The organism is Rhizobium sp. AC44/96 (genome assembly GCF_001692185.1).
Taxonomy (GTDB): Bacteria; Pseudomonadota; Alphaproteobacteria; order Rhizobiales; family Rhizobiaceae; genus Rhizobium.
In genome coordinates this window covers 377120-391793 of sequence record NZ_LXKO01000014.1, presented here as the reverse complement: position 1 = coordinate 391793, position 14674 = coordinate 377120, and the positions used below count along the sequence as shown (strand labels likewise).

Annotated in this window: 14 protein-coding genes and 1 pseudogene; 14 read left to right on the top strand and 1 reads right to left on the bottom strand. The window is 59.6% G+C overall.

Features of this window, described 5'->3' with window-relative positions:
- Positions 1-79: 79 nt before the first annotated feature.
- Positions 80-582 (bottom strand): annotated as a pseudogene (locus tag A6U87_RS29315) (SfnB family sulfur acquisition oxidoreductase); the annotation flags it as partial.
- Between the two features lie 253 nt (positions 583-835).
- Between A6U87_RS29315 and A6U87_RS14455 the strand changes: the two are divergent.
- The 14 genes from A6U87_RS14455 to A6U87_RS14395 all read left to right on the top strand — a co-directional run bounded on the left by A6U87_RS14455 (position 836) and on the right by A6U87_RS14395 (position 14598).
- Entirely contained in the window at positions 836-2032 is a 1197-nt protein-coding gene (locus A6U87_RS14455) for a succinylglutamate desuccinylase/aspartoacylase family protein (RefSeq protein ID WP_065691939.1), read from the top strand.
- Positions 2033-2133: 101 nt separating this feature from the next.
- Positions 2134-2454: a hypothetical protein gene (locus A6U87_RS29310; protein ID WP_198928707.1), complete on the top strand. Its 321-nt coding sequence runs from the start codon at positions 2134-2136 to the stop codon at positions 2452-2454.
- Between the two features lie 282 nt (positions 2455-2736).
- Positions 2737-3021 carry a hypothetical protein gene (locus tag A6U87_RS29925; RefSeq protein ID WP_065691938.1) on the top strand — a complete coding sequence of 95 codons (285 nt, stop codon included), beginning with the start codon at positions 2737-2739 and terminating at the stop codon, positions 3019-3021.
- Positions 3022-3115: 94 nt separating this feature from the next.
- Complete coding sequence (locus tag A6U87_RS14445) at positions 3116-4141, top strand: ABC transporter substrate-binding protein (protein ID WP_065691937.1); 1026 nt, start codon at positions 3116-3118, stop codon at positions 4139-4141.
- A gap of 10 nt (positions 4142-4151) precedes the next feature.
- On the top strand, positions 4152-5150 hold the full coding sequence (locus A6U87_RS14440; RefSeq protein ID WP_065691936.1) for an ABC transporter permease: 999 nt from the start codon (positions 4152-4154) through the stop codon (positions 5148-5150).
- A complete protein-coding gene (locus tag A6U87_RS14435; RefSeq protein ID WP_065691935.1) occupies positions 5150-5941 on the top strand; it encodes an ABC transporter ATP-binding protein in 792 nt (263 codons plus the stop codon). Before A6U87_RS14440 ends, A6U87_RS14435 begins: the two co-directional genes overlap by 1 nt.
- Entirely contained in the window at positions 5931-6227 is a 297-nt protein-coding gene (locus A6U87_RS14430; RefSeq protein WP_065691934.1) for a hypothetical protein, read from the top strand. Before A6U87_RS14435 ends, A6U87_RS14430 begins: the two co-directional genes overlap by 11 nt.
- 21 nt (positions 6228-6248) lie before the next feature.
- A complete protein-coding gene (locus tag A6U87_RS14425) occupies positions 6249-7289 on the top strand; it encodes an isopenicillin N synthase family oxygenase (protein WP_065691933.1) in 1041 nt (346 codons plus the stop codon).
- 101 nt (positions 7290-7390) lie between these two features.
- A complete protein-coding gene (locus tag A6U87_RS14420; RefSeq protein ID WP_065691932.1) occupies positions 7391-8755 on the top strand; it encodes an O-acetylhomoserine aminocarboxypropyltransferase/cysteine synthase family protein in 1365 nt (454 codons plus the stop codon).
- Between the two features lie 201 nt (positions 8756-8956).
- On the top strand, positions 8957-10000 hold the full coding sequence (locus A6U87_RS14415; RefSeq protein ID WP_065691931.1) for an amino acid ABC transporter substrate-binding protein: 1044 nt from the start codon (positions 8957-8959) through the stop codon (positions 9998-10000).
- 46 nt (positions 10001-10046) lie between these two features.
- Positions 10047-11204: an amino acid ABC transporter permease gene (locus A6U87_RS14410; RefSeq protein ID WP_065691930.1), complete on the top strand. Its 1158-nt coding sequence runs from the start codon at positions 10047-10049 to the stop codon at positions 11202-11204.
- Positions 11201-12265: an amino acid ABC transporter permease gene (locus A6U87_RS14405; RefSeq protein WP_065691929.1), complete on the top strand. Its 1065-nt coding sequence runs from the start codon at positions 11201-11203 to the stop codon at positions 12263-12265. Before A6U87_RS14410 ends, A6U87_RS14405 begins: the two co-directional genes overlap by 4 nt.
- Before the next feature lie 770 nt (positions 12266-13035).
- The gene (locus A6U87_RS14400) at positions 13036-13551 is read left to right on the top strand and encodes a sigma-70 family RNA polymerase sigma factor (RefSeq protein ID WP_065691928.1); all 516 of its coding nucleotides are present in this window, start codon (positions 13036-13038) and stop codon (positions 13549-13551) included.
- A gap of 75 nt (positions 13552-13626) precedes the next feature.
- Positions 13627-14598: a FecR domain-containing protein gene (locus A6U87_RS14395; protein ID WP_065692227.1), complete on the top strand. Its 972-nt coding sequence runs from the start codon at positions 13627-13629 to the stop codon at positions 14596-14598.
- Positions 14599-14674 lie beyond the last annotated feature (76 nt).

The window sequence follows — 14674 nt, the reverse complement described above, 5'->3', positions numbered from 1 at the left end:
TTCAGGATGTGGTGTTAAACGTCTGCCAAGAACGCCTTTTCAAACGCCCGAAGTTCCACGCGATTCTGCCACGCGCCTACGCGACCGTTTCAGCACTCGGGTTCTGGATGGCGCTGTCGATGGCGTAGCCGGGTTTTTCAAGCAAAGCTTGCGCGGCGTGCAGACGGGAGCGTCAGGTCACCGACGGCCTGGATCGTGTAGGGATCGTCCCAGGCGTTGTCGACGCCGCTGTCCACCCAGGCGCGGCTCTTGGTGCGCACGAAGGAAACGGTCTCGTCGATCGCCGCCTGGGCAAAACCCGTATCGACCGCGACCTGGATGATCTGGAAGATCGCCCCGTCGGCCGTCGTTTCCGCATAACCCCTTATAGCCAGGAACGAGGTGCGTCTTCGGCACCTTGACGTTGTTCAGGATTACCGTGCCCGACAGCGTTGTACGCTGGCCCAATGATGACCAGTCGTCGATGACGGTCAATCCGGGTGCGTCCCGCTCGGCAATCGCGTACCGGGCGCGACCTTCATCATCCAGCGCGACGATCGGCACGAGATGGGCGAGAAGGCCCCTACCGGTAGCTCTATAGCGATCGGCGCGCTGCTTTGTCCGTATCGTGACGTCTTCAATAGGAATTCCACGCAGTGCCTGCGTTTCCTGTTATACAACCTGCCAATCCGCCGGAAGAAGGGACGACGAATTTTCCCCTACCCTCTTCCATTGCTGATCCGCGGAGAAAGTCAGCAGTTCCGCCGCCTCTTCGTAATTTTGAAGTCGGGCAGGGTCTTGCCGTCGGCACCGCGTACCGACGAAAGTCATCCTTACAACGAGAAGGGCTCCGTGCATGGCAGATAAACCCCAAAAAGGCATCAAGCGTCGCGATCTGATCAAGGCCTCTATAACTACGGTCGGGGCAGCAACGGCGCTTTCGGCCAACACCATCCCAGTGGCTGCGCAAACCTCGTCCTCCACCGAGGCCGCGTCCGGAAAGGGAACGGTATATACCGGAGAAACAATCCAGGGAAAGAAAGTCGTCAGCGCGCTCGACGTCAACGACTTGGAGCCCGGCCGGAGGCACCAGCTGTACTTTCAGGGCGTGCAAATGCGTACCGGAGAGCACTGGTACGTGTCCGTAATCGCCGCCAGAGGCGCAAATCCGGGAAAACGCGTCGTCCTAACCAGCGGCGTGCACGGCGACGAAATGAGTTCGGTCCATACGGTCATGACCGTGATGAACCAACTCAATCCGGCACAGATGTCGGGGACGGTGATGGCAGTCACCGATATTTCGCGCCCGGCCATGTTGGCCATCCAGCGCAAATGGCCGAACTCGAGCAGGAGCATAGATCTGATCGATATGAACAGGGTGTGGCCGGGGAACGAGAGCGGCACTGCGCCCGACCGGCACGCCGCACTGGTATTCAACCGGCTCCTGCGGCCGAACGCGGACGCCGCGATCGACTTCCATACCGGGACGACAGGCTTCGAGGTCAGTGCATTTAATATTGCCGACATGGATGTGCCAGAGGTTAAGGCGATGGCCGATCTCTATCCGGTAAGCCAGATCCTCGATATGCCGCAACATGCCTTTCCCACAACCCTGCATAACGCGCTTCTTGCGGCGGGCGTTCCGGCGATCTGCCCGGAGGTCGGCGCCGCGCGCGCTTTGGACCTTCCGATGATCGCGCAGTTCGTAGAGGGGACAATGAACGTGCTCAAGCAGCACGGGATCATTGTCGGTCCAATGGGACGCACAGGCAAGGAAGTGCGCGTCTTTATCGGTCGTGGCGCAGTCCCGATTGTCGCAACCGAGGGCGGGTTCCTTGAGCATCTGGTCGAGCTCAACGACAAGGTCGAGGCCGGCCAGAAGATCGCCATCCAACGCAACAGCTTCGGTGAAGTGGTCGCGGAATATACGAGCAGCGTGACCGGCGAGATTTCGGGCCTGCGCACCGACGTGATGTCCGAACCCGGCGACAACTTGGCGTTTATTCTGTTCGATAAGCCGGTTCCGAACGGCGAGGACACCTATCAGGAATAGTCAGCACGTACAGGCGACAACCCGCAAGCCGCTGTCAGTTCGGCGGCGTGCGACACGCCGGCCCTTGCCTTCTTGCCAATGCCCCAATTTGGAGTGCGATAATGTTGAGAAAACTATCGATCGCGGTAATTAGCCTCCTGCTGCTTGCATGCACTGGGCATGCAGAGCCCAGCACGTCGATTGGCGTGGGCAACCCTCACCCCGTTAGCGACTACACGTGTCAGGACGGCACGCATTTGGCTGTGCGCCTGTTCGGCGACCGCGCTTCGGTATCCGTCAACGGAGCGCCTGCGCTTGATCTGCCCGCCGTGGGGACAGAAGAAACGACTTATTCGAACGGCAGGTGGACGCTGGCCATCGTGCAGGGACGATTATCGTGGGGCGTCGGCCGCGCCGCGCCGTCTCCATGCACCAGCGGTTGAGCGTCACGCCGAAAGAAAATCAGTGTCGTAGTGTCCAACCAATTCGAACCTTCGACCAGTAGCATACGAACGGAAAATCAACAGAAACTCCGAGCCTTCACCTGATCGACATGAAGATGACGCAGCCACTTCTCGCAGGCCAACAGTTTGGGCTTGTCCCGCGGATCGGCTTTACGCCTGAGCGCAAACTCATCCTCTGCCTGTCGGCAGCTAAAATCTTCCTGCCCATCAGACGGGTCACTTCGATTTCTTCATGACCCATTAATAGATGATCTCGAAGAGATGGGCGCGATCGTCGCGGCGGTGCTCGAAGATCCCGAACGGTTCCTCGAGATCGCCAGCGCCGCCGTTTCCCGAGGCAACTTGATTTTTTCGGACGCGGCTGGACGGCCAATCTCTTATTCCCGATTTGGTAAGGCGGTCCTCGACGCGAATCCGTTCCTCGTAAAACTGACGGCAATGATGGACAATGGCCGCCTGGCCGGAACCGCAGATCTCAGAGTACTGGGGTGCTTAGTATGGCGGATGATTAGAGCGATCCCTGCGCCTTGCCGCCGAATTGCGTAAAGAAATTTCAGTGATCATCGCCTAAATAGTCTATAAATTCTGTAGACAATACCGGAATTTGATAGCCTCTGTCATCTTCATAGGGGGCCTGACAATGAGCGATATCATTCCTGAGACAAATCTTTTATCTCGCCGCACCGTGCTGAAGGCCGTGGGGACGGTCGGTGCGGTCGCCTCGATCGGCGCCTTCGCCGGTCGAGGCGGATACGCCATTGCCGGCAACCTCGACAAGATCAAGCTCGAATGGACGGAAGTGGCGGCCTGCCATTCGCCGGTTGGTTTCGGCCTCTCCAAGGGCATCTACACCAAGCACGGCCTCGACGTCGAACTGTTCTACCAGGGCGCCAGCGGTCAAACGCTGATCCAGTCGCTCGCGACCCACAAGGCGGAAGCCGGCCCGGGCCTGCTTTATGATTGGCTGAAGCCGATCGAACAGGGCTTCGACGTCAAGCTCTTCCACGGTTCGCATGGCGGTTGCCAGCGCCTGCTGGTCAAGAAGGACTCCGGCATCAAGTCGCTTGCCGATCTCAAGGGCAAGACGATCGGCACCTTCGACGCCGGTTCGCCCTCACGCGTCGCATTTTCCGTGGCGCTGGCAAAAGCCGGCATCGACCCCGAGCACGATGTGACATGGAAGGTCTTCCCCTTCGATCTCGTCGCCGAAGGCGTCGAGCGTGGCGAAGCGGATGCGGTCGCTCATATGGATCCCTGGGCCTATTCCTACGAAAAGCAGCACGATTTCCTGAAGATCTACGATACCCAGACGGGCATCTTCGAGGACCGCGTCTGCTGCGTGCTCGGCGTCAACGGCGATTACTATGAGAGCAACAAGGACGTCATCCGCCGCGTGGCCGCCGCCAACCTCGAAATTCACCAGTACACGGCCGAGCATCCTGACGAAGTCGCGAAGTGGTATTTCGACACGCTGAAGCCCGGACTGCCGCTCGAGGATCTGACTGAGGTCCTGGCGTCGCTCACCTATCACAAGAACTGGTTCGGCAAGGATCTGGTTGCGGAGGTTCGCGAGGGCTATGCGAACCTGAAGCTCACCGGCGTCATCGATCAGAGCACCGACCCCGATGAAATCGCCAACCGCGTCACGCTCGATATCTTTGCGTGAGGCCTGACCGATGACGGATGTCGTCCACAACAATGCGGCGGCGCTGGGTGAGCGGCATGCCGGTCTGTCCAGCTTCTTTTGGCGGGACGGCCTGCTTGCCGCCGTCACCTGGTTCTCGGCTGCAGCGATCACTTGGTTCCTGCCCGATGCCATCGTCTGGGGTGATACGGAAGCGTTCGCGATCCTCGCGGCAGCGGGCGGCGGCTTGTTCCTGCTGCTTGCACTCGTCGTGCCGCATGCGGCGGATTCGACACGAACGCTTACCTATTACGGACCGTGGTTCATCGTTATCGGAATATGGTTGGCGGCCTGGGAACTGGTCACCGCCAAGCTGGGCTGGCTCCCCAAGCCGTTTTTCTCACCACCTCAGGGGCTTCTGCATGTCTACCTGACCGACTGGAGCCGGCTACTGATCTGCATTGCCTACACCGGACGGCTCTGGATACTGGGTTTTGCCTCCGGCGTTGCCACCGGCTTCGTGGCCGGGGTTGCACTCGGCTGGTCCAAGCGATTCGCCTATTGGGGAATGCCAGTGCTGAAGCTGATCGGGCCGGTGCCTGCCAGCGCATGGATCCCCTGCACCTTCTTCATCTTCCCCTCGACCTTCCAGGCCAGCATCTTTCTCGTGGCACTCGCTTCGGGAATTCCCGTCGCGATCCTGACGGCTGCGGGCGTCGGACAGGTCAACCGGTCGCTTTATGACGTTGCCCGCACGCTTGGTGCGAACAACCGCTACCTGGTGTTCAAGGTGGCGATCCCGGCGTCCTTGCCGAACGTCTTCGTCGGCCTGTTCATGGGGCTCTATTATTCATTCGCCGTGCTCGTCGTCGCCGAGATGCTGGGCGCCAAGTATGGGCTCGGTTGGTATCTTCAGTTCAACACTGCCTATTCGGCCTATGCCAACGTTTATGCCGCCCTCATTGTCATGGCGCTTATCTGCGCCGGACTGGTGCGGCTGCTGTTCATCGTTCGCGAACGACTGCTCGGCTGGCAGAAAGGAATTCTCTGATGACTGTCGCCTTCCGACAAGAGGTGCCTGCCACGCAGAGCGTTCGTCTCGACATCGACAATGTCAGCCACGAATTCGACCTCGGAGAGACACGCCTGCCGGTTCTCTCGAACATCACGATCAATATCGAAGCGGGCGAATTCGTCGCGCTGCTTGGCCCGTCTGGCTGCGGGAAGTCGACCTTGCTGCGGCTGGCGGCTGGACTTGAAGCGCCGACGAAAGGCCGTTTGCTCGAGGACGATAGCGAGATCACCCATCCCGATCCCTCCCGTATCCTGGTGTTCCAGGACGCCACCCTTTTTCCCTGGCTGACGGTCTGGCGAAATGTGGCGACGGGTCTCGATGCGCGCGGCATCCTGAAGGATCACGAATATCGCGTCGACGACATACTGAAGCTCGTAAAGCTGGATGCCTTCTCTGAGGCCTATCCGCATCAGCTGTCCGGCGGCATGGCGCAGCGCGTCGCGATCGCGCGTGCGCTGGTCAACGACCCGAAATTGCTGCTGCTCGACGAACCTTTCGGCAAGCTGGACTCTCTTACCCGACTGAAGATGCAGAACGAACTGCTTCAGCTGTGGCAAAGATCGGGCTTTACCGCACTTCTCGTGACCCACGACGTGGAGGAGGCCCTCCTGTTGGCCGATCGCGTCATCGTCTTTGGCGACCGACCGGCGAGCATCATTGCCGACGTCAGGGTGGACAAGCCGCATCCCCGCCGCCGGGATGATCCAGCGCTGATCGCCCTGCGCCAGACCCTCCTTGAAAAGCTTGGGGTATCTCATGACGTCTGATCCCCGCCTCTCCGCCTTTGTGACCGCGCTCGGCGCCGTCATCCTGATCCTAGGCCTTGCATGGTGGTGGCTGGTGTTCCGCGAGGTCATCGCCAACGACTACATCAGCTACAGCCAAGCCGCGACCTGCATCGGCAGCGCCACCGACCTTTGCACCCTGGCGCAGGCGCTATGCAAGACGAACCACTGGCTCGGCATAAGCAAATATTCCTCGGTGGTTTTCTGGGCAGGGATCGCAACCTCGAGCCTTGGACTTGTCCTCCGCTCATCGCGCCGCCCGGCCTGAATACAAAAGAAGGATAGAAACATGACGGCTACGCCGAAGACACTTCCGATACTGGACCTCAAGCGCTTCGCAACGGATCATCCGGAACGGGATGAGGCACTGGCTGAATTGCGCGATGTCACCCGAACACTCGGCTTCTTCTATCTGACTGGGCATGGAATTCCTCAAGGGGAGATCGACGACCTGACGGCGCTGGCCAGACGCTTCTTCTCGCTTCCAGAAGAGAAAAAGCTGGAGATCGAAATGCGCAAGTCGCCGCATTTTCGCGGCTATAATCGCGCCGGTCTCGAATATACCCGGGGCACGCAGGATTGGCGCGAGCAGGTCGACTTCGGACCGGAGCGCGAAAAGCTGGCAATCGGGAAACGCGATCCGGCCTGGCAGCGCCTGATCGGCCCGAACCAATTTCCCTCGGCACTGCCGGAATTGCGCCCCTCGGTGCTCAAATGGATCGACGACGTCACCGCTGTCGGTCTGAAGGTGCTGCAGGCCTTTTCCGAAGCGCTCGGCCAGAAGCCCGACGTTTTTGCGCCGATCTATAGCAATGGTCCGAACCAGCTTCTGAAGATCGTGCGCTATCCCGGCCGCGACCAGACCGAAAGCGATCAGGGCGTCGGTGCGCACAAGGACGGTGGCTTTGTCACCATTCTGCTTCAGGATGTCGTCGGCGGCCTGCAGGTGGACGACGGCGAGGGCGGATGGATCGACGCACCGCCGATCCGCGGCACCTTCGTCATCAACGTTGGGGAGTTGCTCGAGCTCGCCTCCAATGGATATCTGAAGGCAAATATCCATCGCGTCGTCACGCCGGCGGCTGGCGGCGATCGTCTCTCGATCCCGTTTTTCCTTGGTGCCAATCTGGCAGCCAGCATTCCGGTGCTCGATTTGCCCCCAGCCCTGGCGGCGGAAGTGCGCGGCGTCACCCAGGATCCGCTCAACCCGTTGTTTCGCGAGGTTGGACGCAACGTGCTGAAGTCGCGGCTGCGCTCCCATCCGGATGTCGCGCGCGAACATCACGCCGACCTGCTCGAGGAACAGGAAAGGGAAACGACGGCCGCCTGAGCGGTAGCGTCTCAGTGAAATCGATCCACCCCGCGGCACTCAGTCGGCCGACGGGTTTTTGTGTCCAATCGGCAGCAACGAAACAGAGAAAGGCAACCAGCATGACGATTCGCACCCCGACTACCCCGGCTCCCGAAGTTGTGGCGTCGCCTGCCGGAGCGTCCGGCCCTCGCAGCCTGCGCCGGCACCCGGAGACAATCGCCCTTCATGGCGGCAGTTTCCGCTTCGATCCGACCACCGGCGCGATCGCTGTTCCGATCTACCAGACGACATCGTTTCAACTGCCTGGCACGGAAGGTGCGGACAAGCTTTTTGCGCTTGAGGCCGCCGGCCATCTCTACACGCGTGTGTCGAATCCAACGCAGGACGCATTCGAGCAGCGACTGGCGGAACTCGAAGGCGGGGCGGCAGCGCTCGCGCTCGGCTCCGGGCAGGCGGCGTCCGCCTTCGCGGTGCTCAATCTTGCGCGCGCCGGCGACAATATCGTCAGCGCCGCAGGACTTTATGGCGGTACATGGGCGTTGTTCGCGGCGACGCTGAAGAGCTTCGGGATCGAAACGCGTTTCGTCGATGCCGCCGATCCGGAGGCCTTTGCCCGGGCAACCGACGGCAGAACCCGCGCCTACTACGCCGAATCGCTGCCGAACCCCAAACTCGAGGTCTTCCCGATTGCCGAAGTTGCAGACATCGGCCGTCGCTTCGGCATTCCCCTCATCGTCGACAATACGGCCGCACCGCAGACTATCCGGCCACTCGACCATGGTGCGGCAGTCGTCGTCTATTCGACGACAAAGTATATCGGCGGACATGGGACGGCGATCGGCGGCGCGATCGTCGATGGCGGTAACTTCCCCTGGAGCGAGCAAGCGGAACGGCTGCCGACCCTGCATGAGCCCGACCCGAGCTACCAAAACAAGAGCTGGATCGAAAAAGCAGCGCTGATCGATTTTCATCCATATATCCTGCGCATCCGCGCCGTGCTGCTGCGCGATATCGGGGCACCCGTCAGTCCGCAGAATGCCTTCCTGTTTATCCAGGGGTTGGAAACCCTGCCGCTGCGGTTGCGCCAGCACAATGAGAACGCCATCAAGATCGCCGAATTCCTGAAGACGCACCCGAAGGTTTCGAAGGTCATCTTCCCGAAGTTTCAAACAGGCGTTGCCGCTGAACGGGCCAGCAAATACCTTCGGAATGGCTCGTTCGGAGCACTCGTCGGCTTTGAATTGAAAGCTGGCCGGGATGCCGGTCGCCGCTTCATCGACTCGCTTCAGCTTCTCTATCACGTTGCCAACATCGGTGATGCTCGCTCACTGGCGATCCATCCGTCGACCACCACGCATTCGCAGCTTACACCAGAGGATCAGTTGGCCGCAGGGGTTACGCCCGGCTACGTTCGCCTGTCGATCGGCATAGAACATGCCGACGATATCATTGCCGATATTGCGCAGGCACTCGAACTCGCCTGAGATCAGGGGTGGGATGCCCGGCATCCCGCCCCTATCGGAACGCCTGAAAAATGAGCAAACCGTTTCACAAACAGGCAGCGCTTTATAATAATCTATCTATTTTATAGACTATTTCTCCTTATTCTGGATGGCGCAGGCGGGTTCTGATCCTCCCAAGTCCGATCCGCCTGCGGTTGGGGACATCATTTTTAGGAGTATTTCATGCAAGCAATTTCCGCCATCCAGCGGCATTTGAAGGGTGTGGCCGGGGCCGCCATCGTCACCGCCGCAGCCTTGCTGCCTATCGCAGCCGAGGCAGGCCAGACGCTAGACAAGATCAAGGAACGTGGCGTGATCAAGGTCGGCGTCGGAACGACGCCCGGCTTCTTCACACCGGACAGCAACGGCCGCTGGCAGGGCTTTTTCGTCGATTTCGGTCGTGCGCTCGCGGTCACGGTCTTTAACAATCCTGACAAGGTCGAGTTCACGAATTCCTCGCCGCAGCAGCGTCTGCCGGCATTGCAGGCGGGCGAGTTCGATATCCTGCTTTCGGGCGTAACCGAAACCATCACTCGCGCCTTCAAGCTCGGCTTCCATTTTGGTCCCGTCGTCTTCTATGACGGCCAGGGCCTCCTCGTTCGCAAGGACCTTGGCGTCACCAAGGGCGAGGATCTCGACGGTGCAACGATCGGCGTGCAGAGCGGAACGACAGGCGAGCTGAATATTGCCGATTTCTTCCGCAAGACCGGAAAGAAGTTCACGCCCGTGACCATCGAGGAAACGAGCGAGTTCACCAAGGCACTTGATAGCGGCCGCGTCGATGCCCTGACGCAGGATTCGACCGATCTCGCCGCCAAGCGCACGCAGCTCAAGGCGCCGGATGACTATATCCTGCTGCCGGAGCGTCTGTCGAAGGAGCCTCTCGCCCCCGCCGTCCGCGCTGGAGATGATCAGTGGCTCGAGATTGTCAACTGGACGGTGTTCGCCACCATTCAGGCTGAGGAATTCGGTATCACCAAGGACAATGTCGATACCTTCCTGACCAGCGAGGATCCGGCAATCAAGCGCTTCCTCGGGGTCGACACGTCGCTTGGTGAAGCGATCGGCCTGGATCCGAAGTTTGCCTACAACATCATCAAGGCTGTCGGCAATTACGGCGAAATCTTCGAGCGCAACGTCGGCAAGGGCACACCGCTCAATTTCGATCGCGGCCTGAACCAACTCTGGACCAAGGGCGGCCTGATCTATTCGCCTCCGTTCCGGTGAGCCAGTGCTGTTGCGCTTGACATCACGTCATCGATCCGAACCGGGCTTGTCGAAGCCCGGTTTCTTGGCCTCCATCCGGGCGTGGGTGGGCCCCTCGCCGCTCACACAAGCGATGATCCTGATCCTCATCATCGCGGGCATTTTCTATCTCGGCAGCAATGTCGTTGAAACGATGCAAAGGCTGGGGCTCAAGCCCGGCTTTGCCTTCCTCGGCCAGCGCGCCAATTTCGAGATCGGCGAGAGCCTGATCAGCTATTCCTCCTCGGACACCTACGGCCGCGCACTGGTGGTGGGATTGCTCAATACCATCAATGTCGCTTTCTTCGGCTGCCTGATCGCAACCGCCTTCGGTGTCGTGCTCGGCATCGCCCGCCTCTCCGGCAATCTTGTGCTGTCATCCCTCGTGCGCGCCTACGTTGAGGTATTTCGTAACACGCCGCTTCTGTTGCAGCTTTTTCTTTGGAGTGCGATCTTCCACAGCCTGCCGTCCCCGCGGCGGGCAATCGAGGTTTCGCAGAGCATCTTCCTGACCAACCGCGGTGTCTTCATTCCGCGGTTCATCATCGAAGGACCATCTCCATTCGTCTGGTTGCCGCTCGCCTTGGCTGCCACCGGCATCACCATCTTTTCGATGCGACGTCTACTCGTTGGGCACCGCTTTTACGCAACCCGCATCGTTATGATCTCCGTCGCGGTCTTTGTGGCCGTCTGCTGGGCGGCAGGTGTTTCCGTCTCCAGCGAACTGCCTGCGCGGGGCGGCTTCAACATCAGCGGCGGCCTGTCGCTGACGCCGGAATTTGCCGGGCTTCTGACAGGTCTGGTGTTCAACGCAGCCGCCACCATCGCCGAAATCGTGCGAAGCGGCATCCAGTCGGTCGGAAGCGGTCAATGGGAGGCGGCGCGAGCGCTGGGATTGCGGCCAGGCCATATCATGCGGTTGATCGTGTTGCCGCAAGCGCTGCGGGTCATCACACCACTCATGACATCGAGTTATCTCGACCTGACGAAGAACTCGAGCCTTGCGGTTGCGATTGGCTTTCCTGACCTCGTCAGCGTTGCCAATACGACCGCCAATACCACCGGGCAGGTCCTGGAAGCGATTGCAATCATCGCGATCGCTTATCTGGCGCTCAATCTGGGCGTCTCCTTGCTGATGAATATCTACAACCGTCGCATCACGCGGAAGGACGCCCGGCGGAAATGAGCGAACTCCAGATCAGCCTCCCGAAGGTCCGCCGCCCCGCTATACCAACTGGCCTCTTCGACAGCAAATCCAACGGCGTCATCACCCTGTTGTGCCTTGCGGTTGTCATGTGGCTTCTGGTGCCGCTCTGGCGCTGGGCCATCACAGATGCTGTCTGGCGAGGTCTGGCGCAGGACTGCGCCGCAGACGGAGCGGGCGCTTGCTGGGCCTTTGTCGGCGTCAAGTTCCGTTTCATAGTCTTTGGCTTTTATCCGCCCGATCTGCAGTGGCGCCCTGCTCTCGTCATCCTCGGGATCGTGCTGCTACTTTTCGTGTCGGCCAAGCCGCGGTTCTGGAGCAACCGGCTCATCTTGCTATGGTTTCTCGCAATTCCCCTCGCCTGGCTGGTGATGGCCGGGCAGCTGGTCGGGCCAGCGGTTCCTACCAACCAATGGGGCGGGCTCCCGATCACCATCCTCGTATCGCTGGTCGGTCTTGCCGCGGCATTTCCCATCGCGCTTTTGCTGGCACTCGCACGCCGGTCCAACATGGCGATCCTGCGCCTCCTCGCAGTCGGCTTCATCGAATGCCTGCGTGGGGTTCCCCTCATCGCGGTCCTCTATGTGGCCATGCTGATCGTCCCGATGGCCCTGCCGGCGGATGCGCTGCTGGACAAGTTGCTGCGAGCGCAAGTCGGCATCACCCTCTTTGTCTCGGCCTATCTCGCAGAAGTCATTCGCGCCGGTCTTCAATCCATTCCGGCAGGTCAGACAGAAGCTGCGTACTCGCTCGGGCTCGGCTATTGGCGTACCGCCCAGCTGGTCGTGCTCCCGCAGGCGCTGCGGGCCGTCATTCCCGCCATTGTCAATCTGTCGATCGGCATCCTGCTGAATACATCGTTGCTTGCGGTCATAGGCATCTCCGACCTGTTGAATGCAGCAAAGACGGCGGCGGCCGACCCGAACTGGCTCGGCTTTTATACCGAGACCTTCATTTTTGCGGCTTGCGTGTACTTCGCCATTAGCTTTAGCGCGTCACGCTACAGTGGCTGGCTGGAAACCCGTCTGCGGGCTAGACGCTGACGAGCAGCAAGACATAGGCAATAACGGTCACCATCAACCCGGGAATTTTTGCCGCGCTCGACGGCGGCGAGAATGTCGGCATCTTCAAGATGCTAAATTCTATGCTCCCTCAGGCTTTGCCCCACCCGTGGGTCCTACCTTTACGTGATCTATTCTTGCTTTGCGCTGCTCGGATGAGCGCGTAACGCTACTCCCGGGGGTGGCATAACTTGAGGATCAATCACGTTCCGGCCGGATTTGTTGCGGATACACCGCGCCAAATTGCTGACGTCGACATTCCAATGGGAGACGCTGCGATAGATCCCGAAATGAAAGACCAGGATATTGATAGCGGCGATCCCGATGAGCTAGAGCGTCCACGGTACCGCAATGCTTGAGGCTAAGCTCAACGCGACTGCGAAGGCGACTGATGGAAGTCACCGGGATGCTGCGGTCGACGCCCAGAAGTCTAGCGTGATGTGATGCTTCCACCGCGGCTGTTTGTTAGCCGCTGCTCTTAAACCAGATCGAGCCGTCAGATCCAACAGTGGCTAAGCCTTTCATTTTGTGAGTAATAGTGGACCGCGACTAACGTGGCGTAGTTGGGGTAAATCGTCCGGGCCGCCCATTCGAAACCCTGGCCGGTCGGGTCAGCCACATGGTAGATCCTCCCAATTTTTCGGCCACAAGCTTATGATACTTGACTGTTTTTGTCCTGTTTTATATGTGAGCCAGCACGAAAGCTGGCCAGCGGTTCCCGTTAGGTTTTGTCCCCATAGATACGCGAACCGATGGCACGAACATTCAACGCATGGCTCTATCAGCTATTTAAGCTCCATCATCGTGATGCCGTGCGCTTTGCCTCACGACTTGTCGGCAATAGGGACAGCGGCGAGGAAGTGGTTCAGGATGCCTATCTGAAGCTCGCAGGGCGCCAATCGACGACACCCGTCGAACATCCAAGGAGCTATCTGTTCACGGCGACACGTCATGCAGCGATCGACTTTACCGATCGCCAGCGGCGCGAATGGCAGCGTCGAGTGGATTTCGAGAGCCTCGACGAGGCCAGTCTTGCGGACAATTCGGCCGAGCGCATGGACATGCAGCGCGATCTCGCCAAGCTCGCCGTCTATCTCAATGCGCTCCCCGCATCCTGCCGGCAGGCATTCGTCATGAACAAGCTGCAGGGCTACAGCCATCCGGAAATCGCTGCTACTCTCGGCGTCTCCGTCAGCATGGTGGAAAAGCATATCGTGCGCGCCCTGCTGCACTGCCGTGAGTTCCTGCGCCGCGACGAGGAATTTTGAGATGGCGCGTATTGTGGATTTTCCTCGCTTTTCCGGTCTAACCAGATGAACGGCACTCCAAACCTGGACACAATGATGACCGAGTCGCAGAACGAGAAACCGGATCTTGCCGAACAGGCCCTCCATTGGATCGTTCGGCTGCATTCCGGCACAGCTCGTGATGGCGATGTTACAGAATACGAGGCGTGGCAGCAGGAAAGCACTGCGCATGCCGATGCTGCCCGCGAGGCAGAGCAACTCTGGTCAGTGATGGGCAAGCTCTTCGTTGATCGCAACAGCGGGCGGGTTTTGGCCGCACCGCCGCCGGCGTCCGGGATTAGCCGTCGCGGCGCACTTTCCCTGCTGCTGTGTCTCGGGGCTATAGGCACTTCGGGAGCTCTCTGGAGCTCGGGGGTGCTTGGCCGCCTGACCGCGGACTACACCACGGAAACGGCCAGCCCGGAACTGATTACGCTTCCGGATGGTTCGCGTGTCTATATGAACGCCCGCTCCGCCCTTGATGTCGATTTCACCGAGCAAATGAGACGCGTGCGGCTGCTGGCCGGACAGGCCTATTTCGAAGTGACGTCGAATGCTGCCCGCCCCTTCGAGGTCATGGTCGACGATACGTCCTTCCGTGCGCTAGGCACGGCCTTCGACATTGCGAGGGATCTGCCCGAAGCAAGAGCCGAGCTTTCTGTCACACACCACAGCGTCAGGGTTCGTAGCAGTCTTGGCGAGACTTTGGATGTGCAGGAGGGAGAGATCCTGCGCGTCGACAGGCAAGGCCATATCGGACAGGCGACCAAATCGGATGTTTCGACGTTCGCTGCCTGGCGTGATGGGCAATATATCGCCGAGAGGCGCTCGCTGGAGGAAGTCGTTGCCGCCCTTTCGGCATGGCACCGGGGCTTCATCGTGATCACCGATGCGAAGCTCAAGCAACTGAAAATCAATGCAGTGCTCGATCTGCGTGACGCAAACGGGTCCCTCGACGCGCTGCAGGGCGGATTGCCCCTCAGGGTACGCCATGTCTCGAATTATTTTACAGTGATTTCAGCGACCTAACAAAAGGCGAAAATTTTTCCACCTAATCATTGAGGATTTTACTCAGCTTTCGGGTCTCAACACATGACGGGACGAA

Excerpts from the sequence above, each read along its gene's own strand:
- A6U87_RS14400 (WP_065691928.1), top strand. The coding sequence starts at position 13,036 with ATGGCACGAACATTCAACGCATGGCTCTATCAGCTATTTAAGCTCCAT.
- A6U87_RS29925 (WP_065691938.1), top strand. The coding sequence starts at position 2,737 with ATGGGCGCGATCGTCGCGGCGGTGCTCGAAGATCCCGAACGGTTCCTC.
- A6U87_RS14435 (WP_065691935.1), top strand. The coding sequence starts at position 5,150 with ATGACTGTCGCCTTCCGACAAGAGGTGCCTGCCACGCAGAGCGTTCGT.
- A6U87_RS14440 (WP_065691936.1), top strand. The coding sequence starts at position 4,152 with ATGACGGATGTCGTCCACAACAATGCGGCGGCGCTGGGTGAGCGGCAT.
- A6U87_RS14425 (WP_065691933.1), top strand. The coding sequence starts at position 6,249 with ATGACGGCTACGCCGAAGACACTTCCGATACTGGACCTCAAGCGCTTC.
- A6U87_RS14395 (WP_065692227.1), top strand. The coding sequence starts at position 13,627 with ATGACCGAGTCGCAGAACGAGAAACCGGATCTTGCCGAACAGGCCCTC.
- A6U87_RS29310 (WP_198928707.1), top strand. The coding sequence starts at position 2,134 with ATGTTGAGAAAACTATCGATCGCGGTAATTAGCCTCCTGCTGCTTGCA.
- A6U87_RS14445 (WP_065691937.1), top strand. The coding sequence starts at position 3,116 with ATGAGCGATATCATTCCTGAGACAAATCTTTTATCTCGCCGCACCGTG.
- A6U87_RS14455 (WP_065691939.1), top strand. The coding sequence starts at position 836 with ATGGCAGATAAACCCCAAAAAGGCATCAAGCGTCGCGATCTGATCAAG.
- A6U87_RS14430 (WP_065691934.1), top strand. The coding sequence starts at position 5,931 with ATGACGTCTGATCCCCGCCTCTCCGCCTTTGTGACCGCGCTCGGCGCC.
- A6U87_RS14420 (WP_065691932.1), top strand. The coding sequence starts at position 7,391 with ATGACGATTCGCACCCCGACTACCCCGGCTCCCGAAGTTGTGGCGTCG.
- A6U87_RS14415 (WP_065691931.1), top strand. The coding sequence starts at position 8,957 with ATGCAAGCAATTTCCGCCATCCAGCGGCATTTGAAGGGTGTGGCCGGG.
- A6U87_RS14405 (WP_065691929.1), top strand. The coding sequence starts at position 11,201 with ATGAGCGAACTCCAGATCAGCCTCCCGAAGGTCCGCCGCCCCGCTATA.